We start from the raw sequence: 23,440 nt of genomic DNA on the forward strand, positions 1-23,440 counted from the left end.
AAAGAATGGGCTATTTCTTTAACGCATCCAAGACATCTTGCTCGGCAAAGATGGTTTCAAATCGGGTTTGATACGCTTGTTGGACATTGTTAATGATGGAGTCTCCTCCATTGTCTGGGATATTATCCTCTACGTTATACACTCGAGTCAGCAGTGATTTTCCTTTCGAATCTAAGATGGTCATCGTCACATCAATATACACGCCATCGCTAAAGGCGTGGGTATCGTACTTCCAGTTGCGCATTTCAAACAAAATAGACTTATTACCGGCGCTGACTAAGGCACTTTTTACTTCAGTTGTGTCCATAAGCGGTGTCGTAATGACTTGTGTGACTTCGACCCCCGCTTTCTCAAAACCGGCGGACAATCTATCTGAGAGATAATCGGTTAACGGTTGCTTGGTGTAGGTTTCGTAGGAATAAGGAATCCCAAAACCAGAGCGTATTATGCCTTCAAATGCGACGGTTTTGTCGTTATCTAAGACGTAAGGACGCTGATCATGGAATGCCAGACTGATGTCACTGTACTGTGTATTGGCATTAATATCCGGTGCGGTTTGTTGTGCATTTTTGGAAGAAACGCAACCTGATAGAGAAACTAGGCCTAGCGTGATCAAACATGTTTTTATTATTAATTTCATGGTATTACCCTTAGATAGACAAGGTAATATTTTAGTAATTATAAGTACTACGAGTATATCCCTTACGCCATTGTAAATGGATGGCTTGCGAGGGACTAAGCAAAAAAGGCATGAATTAATACAATATTTCAATAGGTTGCCGCTCCAGTATTGACGGGTCTATTTAAAGAAGGCAAAAAAAGTACATTTTCCTATTAAAAGTCGCACATGGCGATAATGGTGAACGGCTGCATTGTCGAATTTTTCGCCACGGTGCCTTGTGGGAATCTTCTTACCTTCCGTATTGGCGAGTATTCACGACACGTGTTGTGGAGTTAAGATCACAACCTCTTATGTTTTGCTTAGAAGTGCGTCGCATTCTCTACGACTTTGGTTATTGCTCAATAAATGGTCAGCTAACGTGATGGCAAGTCATTAATATCGTGAATCATCAACACTTCAGAATAGGGAACATTATGAAGAATGGAATGCGGCTTTCAGCACTGCTAATGATGCTAGCAAGTGGGTATGCGGTGTCGGCTGATATAGAGTGGATTGGGGGAGAGACTCAAGTCAACAATGGCGATGTGGTCAGTTATCAAGGCGAGTGCTATCAAGCGCAAAACAGCCCAGGACCTTGGGAAACCCCTTCTAAACAATCTACCTGGTTTTGGAGCTCAGTGGCCTGTTCATCACCCATTACTCCTCCAATCTGCCCTGACGGCACAGAGCTTATTAATAACGAGTGTGTCGCGCCACCTGAGCCACCGATCTGCACCGAGAACCAACGGCTTGTTGATGGTGTGTGTGTGGATCTTCCTCCTACAACAGACACGAACGCTCAACCTTGGATTGAAGGGAAGACACCGGTTGTTGATGGCGATATCGTGCTTTATCTCGATACCTGCTATGAGGCAAAAAACAGTCCGGGAATTTGGGAGACACCTTCCAACAGTTCTTGGTTTTGGCAAACGGTTGAGTGCCCAACAACGTCGCCTGAAGCGCCGATTACCTGCCCTGATGGTTCAGTAGTTAACAGTGTAAATGAGTGCCCTGTCTCGCCTCCGGTTGTGGAGTGCCCCGATGGATCTACGGTTGATAGTGCTGAGTTGTGTCCAGATGTCACTGCGAACTTCTACGTGAGTCCAACGGGTAACGACAGCAATAACGGTTCTTTCATCGCCCCTTTTCTAAGTCTTAAAAAGGCGTTAACTCAGGCATCAGCAGGGCAAACCATCGAGATGCTTGCGGGTCGTTATCAACAAGCTCAAGTTGTCGATAAAATTAATGCCACGGCAAGTCAGCCTATTATTATTAGAGGCAATGGCGCGATATTTGACGGTAGTGTTGAGATCAAACAACCTTGGTCGATTCATAGTGGGCAGATTTATAAGACTCAATTGACTCAAGATATTTGGCAACTGTTTATTGACGATCAGGTTGTGATGCCAGCACGGTGGCCGAATGCTCAGATTAATGATGGCTCTTTGTGGAACATGAAAGCAACGTGGCGTCATCAAGCGCCGCAAAGTCAACTTGGTGTGATGATTGATGAACGTCCATACGAAAGTATTGCAGTTAAAACTGCAGGTAACGAATACGTTCATTTACCCGCAGGAGTAAATGAGCAGTCACTTGCAGACTCAGGGATTGATGCAACAGGCGCGATTGCCATACTTAACATTGGATCTTGGTTAAACTGGGCGCAAGTGGTGTCGGAGCATACACCGGGTAGCAACAAATTTACCTATAGTAGCGATTTTTCTGGCTCTGGTACGGCGATGAAAAATGCGGCCAGTATTTTAAGTAACGCGTCATTTTGGCAAAACAAAAGTGTGAAATATGAAGAGGGTCATTACTATTTAGAAGGTAAGTTAGCGCTGCTCGATAGCCCCAATGAATGGTTCTTTGATCGTAACAGCAAAACCCTATATTTGTGGGCGCCTGATAATCAGGATCCAAATCAACTGGTTATTCGAGGGAAAACCCAAACCTATGGTTTAACCGTTCGTAACTCTAGTTATATTGTGGTTAAGGATATGGACTTCTTCGCCACCGCTTTTACCGTGATCAACTCACACAACATTACCTTTGATGATATTGACGCAACGCATTATGCCTATTCTCAGCGAATGCTGGGTAATTTGACACGTCCAGACACCATCAAATTTATCAATAACAATTCAGCGATTACTCGCACCCACAACCGTATTGTGAATAGCTACTTTGCTTACACTGACGGCCCTGCAATGGAAATGATCAAAGAGCAAGGCGATGTGATTGATAATAACCTAATCCACGATATTGATTATTCAAACTTAGGAACGGGTGGGGAAGGTTCAATCAACATGGCTCAGCAGAGTCGGGATATTACCTTTAGCAATAACACCTTCCATACCGCAGGCAACTCTGAAGGTGTCAGGGTTGGAGCCGAGTCGAAGGTGACCGGGAATCATGTCTACAATACCAGCTTATTACAACATGATGGTGCGGCGATTAACGTGGGTATTGATGAGCAAGCAGGGACTGAAATTGCCTATAACTGGGTTCATAGTACACCAAAAGCCGGAATTCGTTTTGATGGCGTAGAAGGTGCTGCGAAAACAGGGCGGGATGGTGTTGTGCACCACAATGTTATTTGGGATACCAATTTCTCAATTATTAAAGGTGACTATCAAGGTACTTACAATAACTTAGCGTTTAATAACCAAGCGGTTGACCTGATTATCTTTAATAAAGAAAGTGCCGGTGGCATCAACCACAATTCGGAAACGATGAATAATTTAGTGGGGAGCTTAGTGGGGAGAAAGTCCGGTACAGCAGAGCAGCTTACAGTCCCTGGCATCACGGGTTCGAACTTAACTGCGACGTCGGGTGATGTTTTAGCTCACCTTGAAGGCGCGCTATGGGGAGACTTTAGGCCTATTCAAAACAGCCCTATCGTCGACACAGGCTTAAGTAATACTCGCTTTACGACACTAGAGTATATCGGTAACGCCCCGGATATTGGCGCTTATGAGCGAAATGACCCGCGTTATTGGTTACCTGGACATCAAGGGTTGAAGCCGAGTAATCCCGTGCCATTTAATGGCTCTGAAGGTGTGTCATTAAATCCCTATTTACGATTCAATGTGCAAGCTTTAAGCTCGGATGTCAGGGTACTTTTTGGCGCGACACCCATGTCTTTAACGACGGTATCTGTCATTGATGCAGCGTATAGAATGAATGGTTTAATTGGGAATACGACTTACTACTGGCGTGTAGATACTGTACAAGGCGAACAAACTATTGAGGGTCCTGTTTGGTCATTTACGACGAAACCATAGAGCGCTGAGAGTACCATCGGAGAAAAGAGCCACTGTGCTTTTTTCTCCGATGAACCATGCTTTTAGTCGACATGGGCCAAAATGAAATCAATGCATGTTCTCACTTTGGGGATGTGGTACTTAGCATGCTGGTAAACAATAAATATGTCTAAATTGCTGGCTTATTTATTAGATATTGGATGGCGTAGCACCAAGGCTATTGGCTAAAAAACAACACGCAACCAAAGTAGATCATCACCACACCGGCGATTCGGTTTACCCAAGAGCCTGCGGAGGAATGTTGCGTACTGCCCTTCATTTTCAAGATAACCAGCGCGACAAAATAAAACCAAGTTAATAGCACAAGACCGTGAATCGCCACTAATCGATAGGCATCGACATATTGGAAGTTATCAAAGTCGACAAACTGAGGAAAGGCTGCCAAATAAAACAGTATACCTTTGGGGTTTGAAAATTGAGTGAGAAAGCCCTCGAGAACGGATTTATATGCTTTGGGAGCGGCGTAGTGTTTCAAGCCGGGTACACTCGCTGACGCCTTCGCACTAAAGGAGCCGACGAGCATTTTTATCCCTATGTATAAAAAGTAGCCTGAACCAATGTATTTTAATATGTTGAAGAAATAAGGAGATCCTAGCAATAGCGCTGAAATGCCAAATATCCCTAAACTGGCCTGAATAAACATGGCTAGAATAAAGCCAACAATATTATAGAGTGCGGACCTTTTTCCAAACAGAGAGGTGGATCTTAGAATCAGTACCCCGTTGGGGCCTGGAGACATCACCAACAGTATAATAATTAAACTAAAAGAGAGTAGGTCAGCCATAGTCAACTCTTGATGAAATAGAAGTTCAAGTGTAGCAATCTTTTACTAGTAGAGTGTTGTTTAGGATTAAGTCCGTGATCAATATAGCGGTTGAGCTAGCGCATGGCATCATGCTATGTGTGGGTTTCCGGAATGACTAGCAGGATCCGCAGTGCAAAGTGAGTAGTGGAAGGGAAACGAGGTGACAGAAAACATCAATCGGTTAGACGTATTAACGCCAGCGGAAAAGTTGCTCGGTTTGTCCTTATTTTGGAGGGAGGTAAGCTACCATTTTGCTTTTTTTGACCAAGTTCCGCAGCTGAATTTTGATGAGGCTTATCAGCAATTTATTCCCCAAGTGCTAGAGACGGCTTCTACTTATGAGTATTACCGAACCCTACAGCGATTTTGTGCGTTGCTGCAAGATGGGCACACCAATGTTTATTTACCTCCTGGATTGGAGCTTGCGTATGTTGATAGCCCTGCGATAAGAGTCATCGAGTTACGACAAGAAGCCATCATCACTCAAGTGGACAAAAAACTCGCTGAGATGATCCCGCTAGGGTCAAGGATCTTAGCGGTCGATGGCATTTCAACACCAGCCTATTTAAAAAGTGAAGTCATGCCCATTATCGCTAGCTCAACAGAGCATGTACGATGGGCTGAAGCCGTAGCTAAGATGTTACATGGTGGGGTAAATACGGAGCTCTCACTCACTCTTCAAACGCCATCTGGTGATCAAAAACAGTGTTCGGTGATACGCAATGAACGAGTTGGAGGGGGTGAAATGCTGTCGCTGAAATTACCTTCGTCACAAAATAAACGCATTGAGTATAAATCATTAGAGAGTGGGATTGGCTATGTCGCCCTCAACGATTTTAGTCACCAAGATGTTGTTGCTCAATTTGAGTCGTATTTGCCTCACTTGGCCAAAGCGAAAGGGCTGATTTTAGATCTGAGGTTTAATGGCGGTGGGGATAGCTCGATTGGAGGAGCAATACTCGCTTATCTATCGAATCAACCGTTAGTCGGGTCTCGTTGGAAAACTAGGCAACACATATCAGCATATAAAGCGTGGGGGACAATGTTAAGCGAGTACCAAGAGTATGCTGACGATAATGCTTGGCTGACAGGTGAGCATGGTCTCATTGAACCCAAGGCAGATGCTCTGACAGAGTGCCCTATTTTTGTGTTAATTGGTCGTGGAACTGCCTCGGCTGCGGAAGACTTTTTAGTGTACGCTCAGGCGCTAGATACGATGACGACGATTGGTGAATACACTTATGGTAGTACAGGACAGCCGTTATTTCGCAACTTACCCGGTGGCGGTTGTTTTAGAGTGTGCACAAAGCGAGATACTTATGCTGATGGACGAGATTTTGTCGGCACAGGGATTAAACCTGATATTCTCGTTTCGCCGACGTACCAGCATCTGATTGATGGTGTGGACTACGTTCTTGAAACAGCAGTCGAATTGATGACACGTAATTTACAAAATGAGGATTCACCATTAAATAGCACGGATTGCTAGGCTTAATGTGTAGCAGCGTGGGAAAAATCTTGGATTAAGAGAGCGTCTTCCTACAGACGACTAAACTCTCTAAGCATATAGTTAATTTGAGGGATGTATTTCTCCCCCATGAAATAACCAGCATCCCTGCTATCCCCTCGTTGACACGGATTGTCGACGGGGGGATGTTCTGCTTTTACTCCACTATCTAACTCACGGTTCGGCTGAATCTAAGGCTCGTCATCCAAGCCAACACACCAATGACCATATAAATCGCGATGTGAGCCCACCCTGCTTCTGGTATGGCACTCAGCGGGTTAGCGGCAAGAATAGCGTGCAGCGGTAAATAGAATATGTCGGAAAAGAACTGGTCGACACCGTAATAACCAAATAGTGCGATTGGCATCCAGCGTAGCGCATAAATGGCAATTAATAACACCAAGAGCGGGGAATTCACTTTCTGAGAAATAGCCATTGCTGTCAGTGCAAAGGGTAATAGAAGAATGCCTGCGATTACCATTCTTAAACAAAATGAAAACCAGTTGAACACAACGTCCACGAGAGATGCATGACGATAGAGCAGCGCCAGCTGGTGGTCAGTTGAGGCATTGAGCATCCACAGCATCAGATCGGCAAAAAAGACCAATATAGAACACACCAAAGGAATCACCAATAAACCAAATCCAAGTTTAACTAAGTGTGTTTTTACATCACTAATGGGCATACTGCGCCAAAACATCAGGCTGCCCTCAACACGTTCTTTACGAAGTGTTCTTGGGAAATACTGGGTGCCAAGTAAAATGGACAGCAGCCCTACACCGCCAGCGATTAGCATATTGACGTCGTCACCCATTTCTCTGTGAATATCACTGACATCGCCGCTGAAGTTCATCTGGAAAAATAGATTGTGCTGCAAGGTCGAGCTGCTCATCAGAGAGATAAAAAGAAGCAGTCCGCAGGCAAACATGAATAAAGGAATACGCGTAACCAGTGGGTTTTCCTGCCACTCTTTACGTAACATAGCAATAGTAGAACGCATTATGCTTTCTCCTTCTGTAACGCTAAAAACAGATCCGCTAACTTCACGCCATACACATCCCCAAGCGCTTTTACTTGTGCGGCATATTGAGACGAAAGCAGCCACTTAGTCGTGCCTAGCCCTTTTTGAGAAGAGAGCGGGTTCATGGTTGCAATGTGGTCTTTATGTTCATCGCTAGCATCAAGAATAAAGTAATCGTCGCTAATACTATCCATTGAGGTTTGCAGTACTGGGCGACCATGCTTAAGAATCAGCACGTCCGTGAGTAGATGCTCGATCTCTGCTACCTCATGACTGGCAATGATTAGCGCTCGCTCACCATCGTGAAACCACTCTAATAGGTGGCGGTAGAATGTGTCTCGGTAGACGAGATCCAGCCCAAGGGTAGGTTCATCTAAAATTAAGATTTGCGTATTGGTGGCGATCACAATCGCTAGGTGTAATTGAACCTTCATTCCTTTCGACAGGGTTTTTATCCGTGATCGGGGTTTAATGTCGGTTTGCTTAAGGGCTTTGTCTGCTTTGCTGCGGTTAAAGCTGGGGTGAACGCCTTCTGTATAGTTGAGAAGCTGGGCGACAGTCATCCAGCCGGGCAGCACATTGACATCTGAGATATAAGACAAGCTTTGCATGATTTGATCGCGTTGCGTGACGGGTTCCAAGCCATTGATGCGAATACTGCCTTGGTATTGGTGCGCGCCGAGTAGCGCATTAATCAACGTGGACTTTCCGGCACCATTATGTCCGAGCAGGCCAAGGACTTGGCCTGCATGTAATTCAAAGCTAATGTCATGTAAGGCTTCACCATTTCTATGATATTGCTTAGATACGTGCTTGACGCTAACAAGTGCGTTCATTGGTCACCTTCAAGATGTGGTTTTAGTTGCTGGATAAACTCTGACAGTGGCATATCCAGATGTTGTAACGTGGCGGCAATTTGCGGAATTTGTTGTTGAAGAAAGCGCGCTTTTTCGTCGGCCAACAATTTTAGTTTTGCTCCGTGAGTCACAAACATGCCCTGACCGCGCTTCTTTTCAACCAGTCCATCGTCAACGAGTAATTGATAGCCTTTCATGACGGTAAGGTGATTGATTTTCATATCCGCAGAGACGCTTCGTACCGAAGGCAAGGCTTGACCCTCTTGCCAAATTCCTTGCAGGATTTGCTGAGTGATTCGATCAGCCAACTGCCGAAATATCGGCTGGCGATCATGCCAATGCGTCATATAGGTTTCCTTGGCTGTTTTGGTGTTATATATAGGTATATCACCATGGTGGTTGGATGGGAAGGTATTATTTTATGATGAGAGTTTGGTTTGTATTTTTGTTGTTCAGAGAGTAAAGCAAGCCCGCTCCGCCTTTGCAAAAGGAGGAGCGGGTAAGGTAATGATGTGGGTTTACGGAGGGTTAAACCGCTTCTATAACGGTACCGGACGTTCTTTGAATAATCTCAGAGGCATAGGCTAAATCACCGATGTAGCTCTTATGGCCAGTATTCTCAACAAACTGACAGCAAGCATCCACTTTTGGCCCCATAGAGCCTGCTGGGAAGCTGTATTGCTTCATCTTAGCAACGGCAATGCGCTCGATTTTCTCTTCTTGCGGTGTGCCCCAATCTAAACAGACGTGAGTACCGTCGGTGAGGATCAGCAAATGTTCTGCGCCAAGTTCTTCTGCAATTAATGCCGCTGTCATGTCTTTATCAATGACCGCTTCAAACCCTACATAAGCACCATCTTTTTCGATCACAGGTGCACCGCCGCCGCCGCCACAAATAACCAGATGTTCTTTATCAAGAAGATCTTTAATCGCTTTGATTTCTAATACTTCTTTTGGTGCAGGGGACGGGACCACGCGACGCCAATGTGCGCCATCGGGCTTGACTACCCAATTGTTTTGTTCGGCTAGGGATTTTGCTTGGTCCTCGTTATAGATAGGGCCGATAAATTTGCTCGGATTAGCAATGGCTGGGTCATTTTCATCCACCACAATTCGAGTCAGAATTGTGGTGGTATAACGATCGTCAATGGCCGCATTTAGACCTTGTTGGAATAGGTAGCCAATCATGCCTTGAGTCTCTGCCCCTAAGACGTCAAATGGATATGCAGGGCACTCTTTATAAGCGTCATTTTGCAGTGAAAGTAGACCAACTTGCGGGCCGTTACCATGAACAATGACTAAGCGGTAATCTTTGCTTAGCTCTGCCAGTGAACGTGCCGTTTGAGCAATACTTTTCTGTTGGTTTTGACAGCTCATTACTTCACCACGTTGTAATAAAGCATTGCCACCAACCGCGACAACAATAATAGGTTTTGACATGTTTAACTCTCCAAGTGACGGAATTAACCGAACGGCTAACAAAGTGAATTTAGTGTATTGAAATGCTTATTTATAGTTGGAGATAAAAATCACAATTCGGTTTTTATTTGGATTTTATATAGTTTTGTTACGCACCGATCACAGAGTGGGATAATAATCGAAACCGGCAGCGGATATGTGATTCTAATTGCAGGTTTTATAACGGGTAAATAATAACAAGTTAACTTGATTAAAATCAAAAATAGGGTTTTCTCCCCCTATTTAATGCAGATCTGTCGTGTCCATATTATTTTTAACCATCATTTGTTGCTTCAAAACCGATACCAAATTCTCATCTCAGTTTTAAGTGTGTATTTACCGTTAAATAAATCTCGTACCAGATAACTGACTAAAACTAATTACCCATAACTTTATGAATATAAAGTGAATTAAATTATGAAATGAGGGACATGTTATGAAATTACCGACTTCTAGCGCGACTGAACTCAAAAAAGCAAACTTACAGCACATGGTGTCAATGAAAGACTTCTCTGTCGAAGAGATGGATAACATGATGGAGCTGATGGCGTATCTAAAACAAGCGCGTAAAGACAACGCAGTACCACAGCTATTTAAAGGGAAATCAGTTGGGATGATCTTTGAAGCTGGGTCAACACGGACGCGTGTGTCGTTTGAAGTTGCTGCGACGTTATTGGGCGGTCATGGCTTATTCCTATCACCAAAAGATATTCACTTAGGGGGCAAAGAGTCAATTGATGATACCTCACGTGTACTTTCTCGCATGTGTGACATCATTATGGCACGTACCAATAGCCCGGAAACATTAGATGGTTTACTTGAAATGTCGACCGTACCGGTTATTAACGGCCTAGATACTCGTTTCCACCCAACGCAAATGCTCGCCGACTTGTTTACCATTAAAGAGCATATTACCGATGGCCGTAAACTGTCTGACTTAACGCTGGCCTTTATGGGTGATGCGACTGACGTATGTCGCTCCCTAATGTTGACGTGTGCCAAATATGGTATGGGCTTTAAGCAAATTGGTCCGAAAAAATATCAGATGCAGCAAGAATGGGTGGAAATGGCGCTGAATTTCTGTGAAGAGTCTGGCGGCACCATTGAAATTACCGATGATGTAGAACGCGTGGCCGATTGTGACGTGGTTTACGGAGACAGCTTCTACTGGTCTACGCAAATGGATGAGAAAGAAGAGCGCCTTGCCGCTTTCATGCCTGATTACGTGATTTCAGAAGAGTTGATGGCGAAAGCCCGTCCGGGAGCAATGTTACTTCACTGTCTGCCCGCTAATGACAAAGAAGAAATTACACGTGGCGCATTAGAAAGTGAATATTGTGTGGCGTTTGATGAATCAGAAAACCGCCTCACGGCTCAAATGGCAATTCTAGTGTACTTTACCCACAAAGATGAAGTTATTCCTACACAACAAACCATTAAATATCATGAAGATAAAATCACTGGATTCCTTAAAACCTTGTAATCAATTTATTGGCGATATTTAGCTAAAGCCAAACCAGTTTATCTTCCTTTAGCTGGTTTGGCTCTCTTTTGCCTACGATTACTCAACTTCATAATATTCATGTATTGAACTGGATATTCACGCATTAATTTGGAGATAGAATGCGATGACAACTAGTATCATTAAGATCTCAAGAAATACTGAAAAGGCTCCATTGAATGTTCACTCTTCTCAATCCGTTGCCTTTTCCCATTATAATAATATTTCTGCCCAATTGCCGATCGATCCAGACACTAATACGCTGGTTTTTGGCGGTGTCGAAGAGCAGGCCAAACAGTGCTTGAGTAATATTAAAACGATTGTTAACAGTATCGACCACACCATGAGCGACGTGGTGAGAATCAATGTCTATCTGAAAAATATTACCGATTTAGATAAAGTGAATGAAGTCTATTGCGGATTTTTCAATATGTATGTTCCTACTCATACTTCTCTAGCTGTCGCCGCATTGCCTTTAGAAGGGGCGTCAGTACAAATGGACGCTGTTATTTCCAATGGTGAGGGAACCTATCCGCAAGAAGCGTGTGACTTAGTAAAATTGGCAAGAAATACACCAAATGCGCCAGTGACGTCACTGTCTACACAAAGCGTTGCTTTCTCTCATTACAGTCACGTGTCAGCACAGCTACCTATTGAGGCGACAACAGGTAATGTGATTGCTGGAGGAGTGCGAGAGCAAACTCAACAATGTTTAAAAAACATTAAAGCCATATTGGAAGGCATAGAAGTGCCTGTTGATGATGTGGTAAAAATAAACGTTCATCTAAAAAACCTTGCGGACTTGGATGCCTTTGATGAGGTGTATACCAGGTTCTTTCCTGACTCATCGATCGCAAGAGCGGTGAATTATATGCCTGCGCGTTCGGTGATTGTGGCAGAGGGGTTGCCCATGAATGCCTTGGTGCAAGTCGATGCTACCGTTTCTCATGGTGATGGGACTCCGCCGCAAGTGGTTGAAGATCGCCATGGTATTGTGATTAGAGCTCACAATACTAACAAAGCGCCTGTTAGTGCTTTATCGTCGCAAAGTGTGGCTTTTTCTCACTACAATAACCTTTCCGCTCAACTTCCTATTGACCCGTCGGTAGGGGCGATTGTGGCCTTTGGAGTGAAAGAGCAAGCCATGCAGTGCCTGAACAATATTACGTCCATTGTAGAGAGTGTGGGTCATGTTATTGATGACGTGGTGAAGCTCAACGTTCAGCTCAAAGACATGGACGATCTCGCAATATTCAATGATGTGTTACCAAGCTACTTCACCAATACATTGCCCGCCGTGACGGTGATTGGCGTGTCAAGTCTACCCAAGGATGCGGTTATACAAATGGATGCCATTGTGTCTAATGCTGAGGGTACGTCACCGACGAAACCTCAGTAAGCAGGCCCAAATGGCCATAATCAAATGGGGCGCATTAACATGTGCCCCATTTGCTCTGACAGTCGGCTTTTAAAATCCATGCCAATGTCTTGGTTACTTACCCGCTAAGTAAGCTGATTAAGGTGACTAAGGTGATGAGGCTCGGCTGGCGGCTCACTTGTTGGTTCAATACGCTGTAGATACTGTGGTAAGTAAACAGAGAGATAAGCTAGTGCTAGTCTATACCCTTCTTTGCCTGCTTCTGAGCTGATCTGGTTTCTTCCCGTAGTATTGTAAAACGTGCTGTAAACCTTATCAGCCGCCTGAAGCGCTATCGCAAAAATATTGTAGTTATTGGGTAAAGCTGGCAGTACAAAGTGCTGCTGGTAGAGCTTGAGAATACGTTCTCCCAGCGCTTGGTCGTGTTCAAAGTCGGCTTTTCTTAGGTCATAGAATTTGTGCTGGCCAAGCACTAACTTCGTGGCGACGGGATTGTTTTGGTAGTACTGGAAATAAGCACGTTCAATACTCCACGTAATGGCTTGCCAATTATCAAAGCGTGGTGTTTTCTCAATGTTAGCAAGCATGTGGTCGAAATCACGAAATACATCATCTGCAATACATAGAAGTAATGCTTCTATATTAGGATAATGGTGATATACCGTTGAAGTGGCTATTTTTGCATGTCTAGCAATATCATAAATGGAAATGTTATTAATATCACTTCGCTCAATTATTTGAAAAGTGGCTTCTTTTATTTTTGTTATTTTTTCTTTTTTTGTTATTGATTTCATTGTTAATATCCTACTGCCGTTGGGTGAAGGGAGTTGAATTTGACTGATAGAATATATTTAGCCCATCAATGTAAGGCAAATATTAAGATAAACACTACGTCAATATATGTTGCAATGATTGATTAGAATCAATCATTTTCAAAGTAAATGCATAGCTTGTTAATACTGGTATGAGGGTCACGATTTTCTGGGTTAATACACCACTATTACCGATGTCAGATTCCAAGCTCAGTAATAGTAGTACTGGCTTGGTTTAATGGTTTCAAGGCTACACATAATGCCGATAAATACTACTTACCTTGCTGGTTCCATTGGAGAATCTATTATGGAAGAGAAAACAAAGAAAAAACTAGGGCTTGTCGATATTGTTCTTTTTGGGGTATGTACCGTACTGGTTGTCGATACCGTTGCGGCGACCGCAGTGGCTGGGCCGGGGGGAATATTCTGGTGGTTGGTCATTTTGATTTTGTTCTTTTTACCTTATGGCTTAATTACCGCGGAGCTTGCGACAACGTATCCAGCCGAAGGTGGGATCTACGATTGGGTGAAACGCGCATTTGGTCGTAACTGGGGAGCAAGAACGGCGTGGTTCTATTGGGTCAACTATGCCTTGTGGGTGCCTGCGGTATTTTATCTCTTTGCGGTTGTGTTAGCGCAGGTATTAAATACTGAGTTTTCACCATGGCAGATAGCCGGTGTTTCCATTGCAATGAGTTGGTTGTGCTCTTATATCAGCACCAAGCCGGTTGCCGACGCGAATTGGATATCTTCCCTTGGCGCTATTTTGAAAGTGCTTATTATGTCCGTTTTGGGTATTGGCGGTCTGATTCAAGCGTTTAATGGTGAAGTGGCGAACGACTTTAGTGCCAGTGCTTTTGCGCCATCATTTCAGGTTGGTTTTGCTATTCTTTCCGTGATGTTGTTTAACTTGCTGGGTTTTGAAGTGGTGTCTGCAGCGTCGGATTCCATGGAAAACCCGAAAAAAGACATTCCGAAAGCGACGGTACTTGGCGGAATATTGATTGCCTTTTTCTATCTTCTGGCCACGTTTGGTGTGCAAGCAGCACTACCTCTGGATCAAATTTCAGCGTCGGCGGGTTTGTATGAAAGCTTAGTCATCTTATTTGGTATTGAAGGCTTTACTGGTGTGGTTATTAATATTTTGGCGATTTGTTTTATGTTTACCTTGGTCGCGAATATTACCAACTGGTCAGTGGGGGTTAACTATGTGGCGCTTTACGCGGCCAAAAATGACGATATGCCGAAAGTATTTGCTACCACAACTCAGTCGGGTACGCCGAAGGGAGCCGCGATTTGGAATGGTATTGTCGCCACGATCACTATGATTGCTTATGCACTGATTGCCACATTTGGCGGTAACGAAGATCTATTTTGGAACGTATTTTCACTTGGCGCTATCATTCTATTATTGTCTTACGTTGTTATGTTTCCTGCATTTCTTAAGTTGCGTAAAATCGACGCGGTACTGCCACGTCCTTATAAAGTGGCAGGTCAACCGTGGTTAATTCGACTCATGTGTTTTGTGCCAATGTGTTTGTTGATTGGCGGTATTATTACGTTTTTCTGGGTGCCGGGTCAGCCATTTGATTGGACGTACTTCTGGCAAGTAGGGACGGGTATCGGTATCGCGATATTATTTGGTGAAGTGTATATTTTTAGAACAACAAAGCCGGAGCAAGATTCGCAGCCAGTATTAGGTGATTCATAACGTAAAAAATCAAGCCAGAGCGAATGTTCTGGCTTGATTCACATCACAATTCACGACGTGTCATTTATTGAGGGAGCACCACTTGCCCCGCCACAATAGGGAAGAGACTGGTTTGTGGCTTTTTGTCCATGTGTACGGTGGTTTTGGTACCGGCAACGTCATACGTGACATCGTACCCAGAGACTTGAGTCGAAGTGACATATTCCGTCTTGCAACGTCGTTCTGTCGTGCTGACGGTGCTATTTTTCTGTGCATTTTCTTGAATCTTTCGACCTGTCATGGCACCAGCAACCGTGCCAACCGCAGTGGCGACAGTTTTTCCAGAACCTCCACCGACTTGATTACCTAATGCAGCGCCTGCGGCGGCGCCACCAAGCGTACCAAGCAGTTTATCTTCATCTTTTATGTCAGCTTGGCGTGTTACGACGACATCGTTGCATACTTGTCGCGGCGTTTTTACTGAGCTGGTTACCGCTTCAACTAACGTGACCGTTGCGTGTGTTGGTGCTTCTTCTTTACAGGCTGAAAGGACAATCATCCCTGTTGCTGCTAGTACCACTGCTTTCATTTTCATTGAAAATTCCTAATTATGTTTTTGTATAGGCAGTATGGTAAGGAGAAAAATGATAGATAAATCAGCAGTAAATGAAGTCTATGTCAGTGTCTGGTGAAGAGTCAGGGCAGTATGAGCATTGTGTAAAAAGCGATAAGGGGTTGGGTAATCATTACGAATAAGGAGCAAGTTACTTGGGAAGACGCGGGAGGAGGTTGGATACATCATGACCTATATTCTTTGCAAACCAACCAGATTTTCTGATGTGGTTAAGGTATGATGCCTGCGTATTAAATATCGTGTGGTGTGCATGCTTTCTTGTCGTTATCATTATCGAGGGTATCTCTTAATGTCAGTGATGTTGCTGGTATTGAGTTTTTTTGCCGTTAGCAATGAAGCGAATGAGGCGATGTCGCACCAGGGCGTTCTCAACTTCAGCCAAACCCCTATCTCATTTGCCACGAACTCACACAAACTGGAAACAGCTACGCAATCTCATTGCTGCGCCTCATTTTGTTTGCTTAAAGTCCCGTGTGGTCAGTCTATTACTTTTCTAAATCAACATCGAGTAACACGAGCACTTATGCCAAGGGACGAAGCCGAAAAGGCCATTGCTCGCATTCAAACCTTGTTCCGCCCTCCAATCGCATAATCCTTATTAATATCAATTTATTGCGAGTTTTCGCACATCATTAATATTTTTGGAATTATGCCCAATGAAAACACTATTTACTTTATTTACAGCGCTTATGCTGAGCGTGTCTGTGCAAGCGTCAACCTTTGAAGAGGGCACGCATTACACCGTTTTGGATGTTGATAAATCGACGATGCCAAAAGTGACGGAGTTTTTCTCGTTCTATTGTCCACACTGTTACAAATTTGAAGCTGTGGTTGAAAATTTAAAGCCCGCACTTGCAGAAGGCGTTAAGTTTGAAAAGGTGCACGTTGCCTTTATGGGTAATGACATGGCTGTGCCAATGGCGAAATCGTACGCGACGATGGTGGCACTCAAGGCGGAAAAAACCATGGTGCCCGCGATGTTTAACCAAATCCATGAGATGAACAAAAGACCGAACAATGAGCAACAGCTCCGTCAAATCTTCTTAGATAATGGTATTGACGCGAAAGCCTTCGATTCGGCATACAGCAGCTTTGTGGTTAACTCAATGCAGAAGAAGTTTGATAAGCAGTTTGAGGCCAGTACATTGGCGGGCGTACCGGGCGTGTTGGTAAACAATAAGTACATTGTTCAGCCGTCTGGAATCAAAAGTTATGATGAATATAATGAGCTCGTGAATTACTTGCTCACCCTTTAATGGGGGTACACATCGTTGATAAAGAAAACCAGAGCTTTGACTCTGGTTTTTTTATTTGAGGCGAGAGCCCTATAACAGACCCCGAGGATGCGCTAGTTAATCGCCGGGGTAAACTATTATTAATAGGCTTGGTTTCATGATTTATGTTGAGGAGAACTAACCATGAAAAAGGCCGCTTAGAGGGGCATTTTTATAGGGAATACTGACGCCATACGCTTTACTGTAAGCGGCGAGAATTTGACCTATTGGCCCAACATTTTCCATTAATCGTCCTCCTTTTTCCGTGGCGAGCTTTGTATTGTTTCCCCCTATCAGGACAAACGGGAGATCGGATGAACTGTGCGCTTGGCCATCGTCCATTTCTGATGTAACCATAATAATGGAGTTATCAAATAAGGTACTGCCGCCAGTATCTGGCATTGTTTTTAATAGCTCTATCAAGCGCGTCACTTTGCTAAGGTACCAACGGCGATGTTGAATATAAATCGGTAGCGTTGCTGAACTATAGTGCGATGCATCATGGGGTACCGTCCTACTGACGCTCTCGACGACCTTTGAGTCATTTGAAGTGCCGAGTTGTAAAGAAACAATGCGTGTTTTTTCACACGATAACGCTAGGGCAGCATTGGCGACCTGTAGGTCTGCTCGCCTGTCACGACCTTCTGCGGTACTTGAAAATATACTTGTGTTGCAGGTTTTCCCTGCGTTACCAATAGCATTATTCAATTCGGTGTTTACGTCTTGTGATGTCGTTCTGAAAGCATTCGTTTTTGCTGCTTCTAAGCCGCCAAGTTGTTGCTCTAAAAGCTCAATATCTGGAATGGATTTGGACAGTAGCGCGAGTTTTCTGCTCTCAATCGAGTTGCCCTCCGATATGTCTCCCCCAAATAAGTCGTTAAAGATGGCTTGAGGATCATCATTGTGCATGAGAGCGCCATTTAAGTTACGGCTTGTGACAAATCCGCCATGGCCCCAATAGTTCGTATCTACCCCGAGGCGTAAAGCCCTTTTGGGCATTCCTGAGGAAAAGTAGTTCTCAAAGTGAAAATCAATAGAGCCTTGACCGACATTTTCCTGCCAAACCCCTTTATAGCCATCATGTCCGGTTCCTCCGGTACTTTTACATCCCGAAAAGAACACGATATGGTCTTTGTACTGATCCAACTCAGCGGTGCAGTCATTCATTTCTAGACCATTTGAGCTTTGTTTGGGATGCCATTTTCCTCTAGGATAACCATCAGAAAAGTTAACAAAGATAAACTTGGTATCTGAATTGTTTGTTGCGGTACTTTTTGCAAAGGTTGGGAGAGTGCAAAACCCTAATCCGACACCAGCCGCTATACTGGTTTTCAATAAGTTGCGTCGCGATTGATTAAAATGATTTGTCATGTTGTTACTCCTCGCGCTCTAGCACTGTATCGGAACTTAAGATATTGATAATTAGCTGTTTAAACTGTTCAAAAGATGCAAGCTTGTTGTATAAAGTACTATATTCAGGTGAATTAGAGCCTAATGTGTAAGTCATGTAATTTTTCACAAAGGTTTTTTTAGCATCAGTACTGATGCTCAGCGCTGTCGCCATATCACCAAGTCCACTAATTGCGACATCTTGGTTATCAATACCGCTAAGTGTCCCCGATGTCTCTAACAACACATTTGGATATTCTTCGCCGGATAAAGAGATATAGTCTTCGTAGGTACGATAACGACCATTTTTGTCTAGTACGTCATAAGCAAAGCCGATATCGTTCATTTTTACATGACAGCCCCAACAGCTTTGACTTGGCCCTGTAGCTTGAGTCCAGAAGTCACGCGTTGACACCTCACCGATTACATCATCGGGTGCGGCCCCTGAGGGGACAGATTGATTCCAGCCAAGTAAAGAGTGTTGCACCATGCGGCCACGAGGAATCACTCGAGTTTTATCACTGGTACTATATGCCACGGCAATTGCTCCTAGGCTTAGTAAACCTTTACCGCGCGTTGGTGGGATAGTGACGGCCTTGAAATCAGCGCCAAATGAACCAGATAGGCCATAGTGCTGTGCAAGGGAATGGTCGACAAAGGTTGTTGTGGAAGACATTAAATCTTCAAAGCGCCCTTGATTATCGTCAAATACAGCATGCTCAATGTAGTGCCTAAATTCCTCTAGCATGGCGGTACCGATTTCTTTACTAAGGCCTTCTCGATCGACAATGACTCGGTCATCACTAAATTCGAGCGTTTGCATCATAAAGTTAGCGAACTGCCTTTTCGCATTGTCATGGTTTAGCATGCGAGTAATTTCGTTTTTGAGAACGTTAGACTTAAGTAACTCGTTGTTCTTAGCAAGAGCCCAAAGCACATCATCGGGCACGCTTCCCCATAAGGTATAGGAAAGAATCGTAGCCAGTTCATAACTGTTTAAGCTGTAGCGGTGGTTAGCATTAGAGGCGCCCACCTCTCGACGATAAAGAAAGTGTGGTGACACCAACATCGCACTTAGGTTTTGTTTTATTGTAGGCACATCTTCGCTGATATACGTTTTGATCTCACTATCAGTGAGTGGTCGATGGAACAGTTTTTCTGCGGTATTTGTTAGCCATTTAGGTAGGCATTCTGAGTCACCTTCGCCGTGAGGGCCAATGTATTTCCAATGGTCACCGGGTCGATACTCCTTCTTAATCGGTTCAATATTAGGGCCGACCCAGTACATAGATTCATAAATATCACCTTTATGAGAGACTCGAGTCCCTGAAGTTGGATAGTTGATTTCGCTGTTCCAAGGTTCAACGGAGCCAGTATTGATCTCACACCCACTCGCGGCGGCAATATCGAGATTGTCCTGCACAAAGAGTGCGGAATTCAGGTACGCATTGAGTTTGTCACTTGTTAGGTAACCGAGGGATGGAGGGTTGTCATAGAGAGAAGACACGGAACGTTCATCTAATGGCAATACATTCGGAGGAACGTGAACCCCTAACAGATCTTGTATGGAGTTAATGTACTCTTTACGCGTCAACATACGAATATGTCGCTTGCCATAAACATCGTCACGTGGTGCGATATTTCCTAATGCTTCAGACCACAGTTCGTCCTCTAAGTAACGAGACATCGTTTTCTGACACTGTACGTCGCAAGTGACACCAAATCGAATTGCCATTTTGTTCAGCTTCTGACTGATAATGTTTGGGTTGGTCGCGTACTCAGCTAACAACCCTTCACTAGGACCATCAGTTAGCTTTGATTTATACCCACCATTATGACAAGCCGAGCAGCTCTGAGAGTCCATTTGTTTGAAGTAAGATTCATCAGAGCTGTGCTCGTTATAGCGCCAACTTAGTGAAGCTGGGTCTGTTTCTGAAATGGCAAATGTCGCAGACATTGGATCAGGGATAGCGGACTGAGTGAAAGGCAGCACGGTGTTGTAATTGGCGTTTGGTATCGTTGCATTGGTTGTCTTGCTCCAATCAACTGAGATAATTTCGACCGTTCCAGTATCAGACGTTAAAAAGAGCGCAGCTTTATCAGGAGCATTGGTCGGTTTAGCTGGCGTTTTAATCGTCAATGAAGACGATGAGCTTTCAGCTTTACCGGTTATCTTTACTTGAGCTGAAGTTTCGTCTTCGCCATCACTGACCATGACTTGAAAGAGGTATTCCGTATCTTGTGATAGAGGAGGAATAGAAAAGTAGGCGATAGCTTGATCTTGATTGTTGATAGCGACATCGGGACCACTTTCCTGTGTCCAGTAGTAAGATAATGGGTTGCCGTCTGGATCGAAAGACTTACTCGCATTCAGTTCGACTTGCGGGGCTGGAGATTGAATGGAAACGTCACTGCCTGCGTCTGCGACTGGAGGGGTGTTACTTGGGGGAGGCTCTACCGAACTGCATTGTTCTGAGTCCAGCAAGGGAAGCCAAGGTGCTACTCCCCAGTTTGGTTGTGTGTCCTCTGTAGGGCCGTTCACGTCAGGTACATCGTTACTATTTGCCCACCATTTCGCTTGAAAATGATTGGATTGGTAGCAAACTTCGGCGCCACCACTATAGTTTTGGGGCTGCCAATCTTCTATAGCGAGTACATTACTAGAGAAGGAAAGTAATGCTGTAGTGACTAAAGCACTTATTACGTTCTGCTTCATAACATTTAGGTATCCTATTTTAGGTGAAATAGACCAGATATCTCTCTGGCGTGTTTAACACGAACACCATTGGGAATAATGGTATTTTACGATGCCATTATTGATATTAATGGCATTAATATTTGTATGGTCTTTATGCAAGTGACTTTATAGACTGAAAATTAAAATATGCTAGTTTAATTGAGTTTTTGTTCTTCCTGTTCGTGAAAAATGGAACGAATCCCAAAGGTTTAATCTAATTGTATTAATGTCAATAATAGTGATTACGACATAATGTGCATGTGGATTTATGTTCGTGAATATAAGAATAATGTTTTCCATAAAGTTTGTATTTTGTTTGCCTATGAATATTCATAAACGGTTGGTGACCATACGTGTGAGTTGTCTAAGAATACGTGTGAGGCTTATTGCTATACCACGCTGATAGGTTAATGATGTTACTGTTGCTATGTGTAATCTTTCAGTAGTGAATAAATGGCAATAAAAACAGTTGGTTAATTCTATTTTGGTTATTGATGCGAACAGGCCGCCTAGAAATAGGGGGGCCCTTAAGTAGGGGCTTAAACGTATTCATAAACGTAGCGGATTATGGGGGATGACTTTCATTGACATGTTGTTAGACGTTATTTTAAGTATTCTATAAATAGTGGTGTAGGTTATAATGCGAAGAGGTGCAAGAGTAAATATAGGTCATGCTGTCAATGGTGAGTAAGTTGTTGGTCGTGAGTGTGTAATTTACTCACTTTTCGTTATTTTTTAATTTTGACGTAGAGTTCCTTTTGCTGGGAAATGTGTGACGCAATGTTAATGCGGCAGGTTTTTGAATAGAGGTGAATGTGTTTATCTAACTTAATGTGCTATTTGCTATTTGCTATTGTATAGAGGGTGTTTTGTTATCTTTGAATCTATTATTAGAGGCTCAAGCCTCACGTTATATTAAGGTGTGTACTTAATGCAGAATAAGTTCGATAAGTAATGTCAGGCAAGCGTATTCTAGTATACAGTGAGTAATAAGTGCGTTGCACTGGCATCAAACTCGATAGTGACGACAATAGTTAGTGAATTACCGATATTTCCCCCTAGTGATTGTCGCCACTCATTGAAAGGCCAGAGCTTTTACTCTGGCTTTTCTTTCTCTATGTTTTTTTCTTCAGCGTAAACATTTGATAGCCATACTCACCGATTGTGTGATTAAACACGTCAACCTCTCTAGCAATGTCTTTCAATGCCGTGGACTCTGCCATAGTTGGAGCAAGAGTTTCAATGCGACGCTTCAGTGGTTCATAGTAATTCTGCCATGCCTCAAGGCTGAGTGTGAAGTGGCTTACCACTTCGTAGCCTGCCGCCGTCATTTGCTCAAGGCGAGTCTCGACAGTTTGCATGTCGGGGTATTCACTTTGGAAGAATGATTGCGCTTTTTGGCTTGGTGAATCGGTTAACCAGACCATGTCACTTACCATAAGCAGACCGTCGCGCTGTAATAAAGGCTTCCATTGCGATAACGCGTTGGTGACGCCCATTATATAGGCGCTGCCTTCCGCCCAGATAAGCTCAAAGCTTGAACTCTCAAACGGAAGCTCCGTCATGCTGGCGCAAACTGGGGTAACTTGTGATGATAGTGCGGAGGTTTCTAGTCGCTGTGTAAGCTGCTCTAGAGCGCTTGGCTCATTATCTACCGCAGTAATTTCAGCCCCACTATGGGTTGCGAGTATTGTCGTCGCGAGCCCTTTCCCACAGCCGATTTCAAGAATTTTCTTGGGCGTGCTTGGCAGTTCTTTAAGAGCACGTAAAGTTTCGCTCTCGCTGCCTGGACCCCATCGTTCGAGTGTTTCAAAGACAGTCATAAAGTCTGCCATGTATTGTTCATGTTCATTCATGTTTTTTGATAACCATTTTAATCGCAGGGCTTCTTTCTCGTTAAAGCCTTGCTTCTTTAACCAATCTAAATGTGCATCGGGGGCAAGTTTGTCGGTTTGTTCATGCCAGCTTCGGGTATCCCCTTCACCCAACATTGCCGCCAGCAGTTGACGAGATTGTTGCTTTTGCGCAATCTCTTCATCTAAGGCTTTTAACCGCTCGAGTAGCAAGTGCCGATCTACTTTTGCTTGCAAGCAAGATTGACACTCTTTAAGCGTCAGCCCACCCGCTTGTAGGCGCTGGATCAAACGAATTCGTTGCACATCATGGTCGTTATAAACGCGATACCCATTATCGAGTCGACGACCTTGGATAAGGTCTTGCTTCTCGTAATAGAGCAGTGCGCTGCGCGATAGCCCGACTTTGCTCGCTAACTCTGAGATTCGATACACGTTAGTACTCCACATCATTGATGTATTAACTGGACTGTAAACTATGAAGCTATAGACAGGTCAAGACCAAGTTAGTCCTGTTTTGTCTAGTTGTCTAGTCATTCG

At 43.9% G+C, this 23,440-nt stretch carries 18 protein-coding genes; 7 read left to right on the forward strand and 11 right to left on the reverse strand.

Going from position 1 to position 23,440, the window contains the following annotated elements; all coding sequences use genetic code 11:
- Window positions 1-10: 10 nt before the first annotated feature.
- Complete coding sequence (locus MD535_RS14355; protein ID WP_265675712.1) at window positions 11-640, reverse strand: hypothetical protein; 630 nt, start codon at window positions 638-640, stop codon at window positions 11-13.
- 455 nt (window positions 641-1,095) lie between these two features.
- On the opposite strand from MD535_RS14355, the gene MD535_RS14360 reads away from it, so the two are divergent.
- Complete coding sequence (locus MD535_RS14360; protein WP_265675713.1) at window positions 1,096-3,945, forward strand: hypothetical protein; 2,850 nt, start codon at window positions 1,096-1,098, stop codon at window positions 3,943-3,945.
- A gap of 196 nt (window positions 3,946-4,141) precedes the next feature.
- On the opposite strand, the gene MD535_RS14365 is transcribed toward MD535_RS14360, so the two are convergent.
- Window positions 4,142-4,768 carry a LysE family translocator gene (locus MD535_RS14365; RefSeq protein WP_265675714.1) on the reverse strand — a complete coding sequence of 209 codons (627 nt, stop codon included), beginning with the start codon at window positions 4,766-4,768 and terminating at the stop codon, window positions 4,142-4,144.
- 181 nt (window positions 4,769-4,949) lie between these two features.
- Between MD535_RS14365 and MD535_RS26195 the strand changes: the two genes are divergently transcribed.
- The gene (locus MD535_RS26195) at window positions 4,950-6,278 is read left to right on the forward strand and encodes a S41 family peptidase (RefSeq protein WP_265675715.1); all 1,329 of its coding nucleotides are present in this window, start codon (window positions 4,950-4,952) and stop codon (window positions 6,276-6,278) included.
- A gap of 187 nt (window positions 6,279-6,465) precedes the next feature.
- Here MD535_RS26195 and MD535_RS14375 read toward each other — a convergent pair whose 3' ends face one another.
- From MD535_RS14375 to arcC, 4 genes are all read right to left on the reverse strand, one after another.
- On the reverse strand, window positions 6,466-7,296 hold the full coding sequence (locus tag MD535_RS14375) for a hypothetical protein (RefSeq protein WP_265675716.1): 831 nt from the start codon (window positions 7,294-7,296) through the stop codon (window positions 6,466-6,468).
- Window positions 7,296-8,153 (reverse strand): ABC transporter ATP-binding protein, encoded by an 858-nt coding sequence (locus MD535_RS14380; protein WP_265675717.1) that lies wholly within the window; start codon window positions 8,151-8,153, stop codon window positions 7,296-7,298. Before MD535_RS14380 ends, MD535_RS14375 begins: the two co-directional genes overlap by 1 nt.
- Entirely contained in the window at window positions 8,150-8,521 is a 372-nt protein-coding gene (locus MD535_RS14385) for a GntR family transcriptional regulator (protein ID WP_265675718.1), read from the reverse strand. Before MD535_RS14385 ends, MD535_RS14380 begins: the two co-directional genes overlap by 4 nt.
- 181 nt (window positions 8,522-8,702) lie before the next feature.
- Entirely contained in the window at window positions 8,703-9,614 is a 912-nt protein-coding gene (gene arcC / locus MD535_RS14390; RefSeq protein WP_265675719.1) for a carbamate kinase, read from the reverse strand.
- A 454-nt stretch (window positions 9,615-10,068) separates the two neighbouring features.
- Between arcC and argF the strand changes: the two genes are divergently transcribed.
- Together argF and MD535_RS14400 are read left to right on the forward strand one after the other, a co-directional pair.
- Window positions 10,069-11,115, forward strand: coding sequence for an ornithine carbamoyltransferase (argF, locus tag MD535_RS14395; RefSeq protein WP_265675720.1), 1,047 nt, complete (start codon window positions 10,069-10,071; stop codon window positions 11,113-11,115).
- A 145-nt stretch (window positions 11,116-11,260) separates the two neighbouring features.
- Entirely contained in the window at window positions 11,261-12,532 is a 1,272-nt protein-coding gene (locus MD535_RS14400) for a RidA family protein (protein ID WP_265675721.1), read from the forward strand.
- Window positions 12,533-12,636: 104 nt separating this feature from the next.
- Here the strand turns inward: MD535_RS14400 and MD535_RS14405 are convergent, their stop codons facing one another.
- Window positions 12,637-13,305: a TetR/AcrR family transcriptional regulator gene (locus tag MD535_RS14405; RefSeq protein WP_265675722.1), complete on the reverse strand. Its 669-nt coding sequence runs from the start codon at window positions 13,303-13,305 to the stop codon at window positions 12,637-12,639.
- Between the two features lie 277 nt (window positions 13,306-13,582).
- On the opposite strand from MD535_RS14405, the gene MD535_RS14410 reads away from it, so the two are divergent.
- Entirely contained in the window at window positions 13,583-15,034 is a 1,452-nt protein-coding gene (locus MD535_RS14410; protein ID WP_265675723.1) for an APC family permease, read from the forward strand.
- A 64-nt stretch (window positions 15,035-15,098) separates the two neighbouring features.
- Here the strand turns inward: MD535_RS14410 and MD535_RS14415 are convergent, their stop codons facing one another.
- A complete protein-coding gene (locus MD535_RS14415; protein WP_265675724.1) occupies window positions 15,099-15,608 on the reverse strand; it encodes a glycine zipper 2TM domain-containing protein in 510 nt (169 codons plus the stop codon).
- Between the two features lie 328 nt (window positions 15,609-15,936).
- On the opposite strand from MD535_RS14415, the gene MD535_RS14420 reads away from it, so the two are divergent.
- Together MD535_RS14420 and MD535_RS14425 are read left to right on the forward strand one after the other, a co-directional pair.
- Complete coding sequence (locus tag MD535_RS14420) at window positions 15,937-16,239, forward strand: hypothetical protein (protein ID WP_265675725.1); 303 nt, start codon at window positions 15,937-15,939, stop codon at window positions 16,237-16,239.
- A gap of 64 nt (window positions 16,240-16,303) precedes the next feature.
- Window positions 16,304-16,903, forward strand: coding sequence for a thiol:disulfide interchange protein DsbA/DsbL (locus tag MD535_RS14425; RefSeq protein ID WP_265675726.1), 600 nt, complete (start codon window positions 16,304-16,306; stop codon window positions 16,901-16,903).
- 156 nt (window positions 16,904-17,059) lie between these two features.
- On the opposite strand, the gene MD535_RS14430 is transcribed toward MD535_RS14425, so the two are convergent.
- The 3 genes from MD535_RS14430 to MD535_RS14440 form a co-directional block, all read right to left on the reverse strand.
- Entirely contained in the window at window positions 17,060-18,292 is a 1,233-nt protein-coding gene (locus tag MD535_RS14430) for a DUF1552 domain-containing protein (protein ID WP_265675727.1), read from the reverse strand.
- Window positions 18,293-18,296: 4 nt separating this feature from the next.
- Window positions 18,297-21,026: a DUF1592 domain-containing protein gene (locus MD535_RS14435; RefSeq protein ID WP_265675728.1), complete on the reverse strand. Its 2,730-nt coding sequence runs from the start codon at window positions 21,024-21,026 to the stop codon at window positions 18,297-18,299.
- 1,136 nt (window positions 21,027-22,162) lie between these two features.
- Complete coding sequence (locus MD535_RS14440; RefSeq protein ID WP_265675729.1) at window positions 22,163-23,335, reverse strand: MerR family transcriptional regulator; 1,173 nt, start codon at window positions 23,333-23,335, stop codon at window positions 22,163-22,165.
- Window positions 23,336-23,440 lie beyond the last annotated feature (105 nt).

The organism is Vibrio qingdaonensis, assembly GCF_026191675.1.
GTDB classification, from domain to species: domain Bacteria; phylum Pseudomonadota; class Gammaproteobacteria; order Enterobacterales; family Vibrionaceae; genus Vibrio; species Vibrio qingdaonensis.

Excerpts from the sequence above, each read along its gene's own strand:
- arcC (WP_265675719.1), bottom strand. The coding sequence starts at position 9,614 with ATGTCAAAACCTATTATTGTTGTCGCGGTTGGTGGCAATGCTTTATTA.
- MD535_RS14410 (WP_265675723.1), top strand. The coding sequence starts at position 13,583 with ATGCCGATAAATACTACTTACCTTGCTGGTTCCATTGGAGAATCTATT.
- MD535_RS14375 (WP_265675716.1), bottom strand. The coding sequence starts at position 7,296 with ATGCGTTCTACTATTGCTATGTTACGTAAAGAGTGGCAGGAAAACCCA.
- MD535_RS14385 (WP_265675718.1), bottom strand. The coding sequence starts at position 8,521 with ATGACGCATTGGCATGATCGCCAGCCGATATTTCGGCAGTTGGCTGAT.
- MD535_RS14365 (WP_265675714.1), bottom strand. The coding sequence starts at position 4,768 with ATGGCTGACCTACTCTCTTTTAGTTTAATTATTATACTGTTGGTGATG.
- MD535_RS14360 (WP_265675713.1), top strand. The coding sequence starts at position 1,096 with ATGAAGAATGGAATGCGGCTTTCAGCACTGCTAATGATGCTAGCAAGT.
- MD535_RS14415 (WP_265675724.1), bottom strand. The coding sequence starts at position 15,608 with ATGAAAATGAAAGCAGTGGTACTAGCAGCAACAGGGATGATTGTCCTT.
- MD535_RS14425 (WP_265675726.1), top strand. The coding sequence starts at position 16,304 with ATGAAAACACTATTTACTTTATTTACAGCGCTTATGCTGAGCGTGTCT.
- MD535_RS14380 (WP_265675717.1), bottom strand. The coding sequence starts at position 8,153 with ATGAACGCACTTGTTAGCGTCAAGCACGTATCTAAGCAATATCATAGA.
- argF (WP_265675720.1), top strand. The coding sequence starts at position 10,069 with ATGAAATTACCGACTTCTAGCGCGACTGAACTCAAAAAAGCAAACTTA.
- MD535_RS14405 (WP_265675722.1), bottom strand. The coding sequence starts at position 13,305 with ATGAAATCAATAACAAAAAAAGAAAAAATAACAAAAATAAAAGAAGCC.
- MD535_RS14430 (WP_265675727.1), bottom strand. The coding sequence starts at position 18,292 with ATGACAAATCATTTTAATCAATCGCGACGCAACTTATTGAAAACCAGT.
- MD535_RS14435 (WP_265675728.1), bottom strand. The coding sequence starts at position 21,026 with ATGAAGCAGAACGTAATAAGTGCTTTAGTCACTACAGCATTACTTTCC.
- MD535_RS14355 (WP_265675712.1), bottom strand. The coding sequence starts at position 640 with ATGAAATTAATAATAAAAACATGTTTGATCACGCTAGGCCTAGTTTCT.
- MD535_RS14420 (WP_265675725.1), top strand. The coding sequence starts at position 15,937 with ATGTCAGTGATGTTGCTGGTATTGAGTTTTTTTGCCGTTAGCAATGAA.
- MD535_RS14400 (WP_265675721.1), top strand. The coding sequence starts at position 11,261 with ATGACAACTAGTATCATTAAGATCTCAAGAAATACTGAAAAGGCTCCA.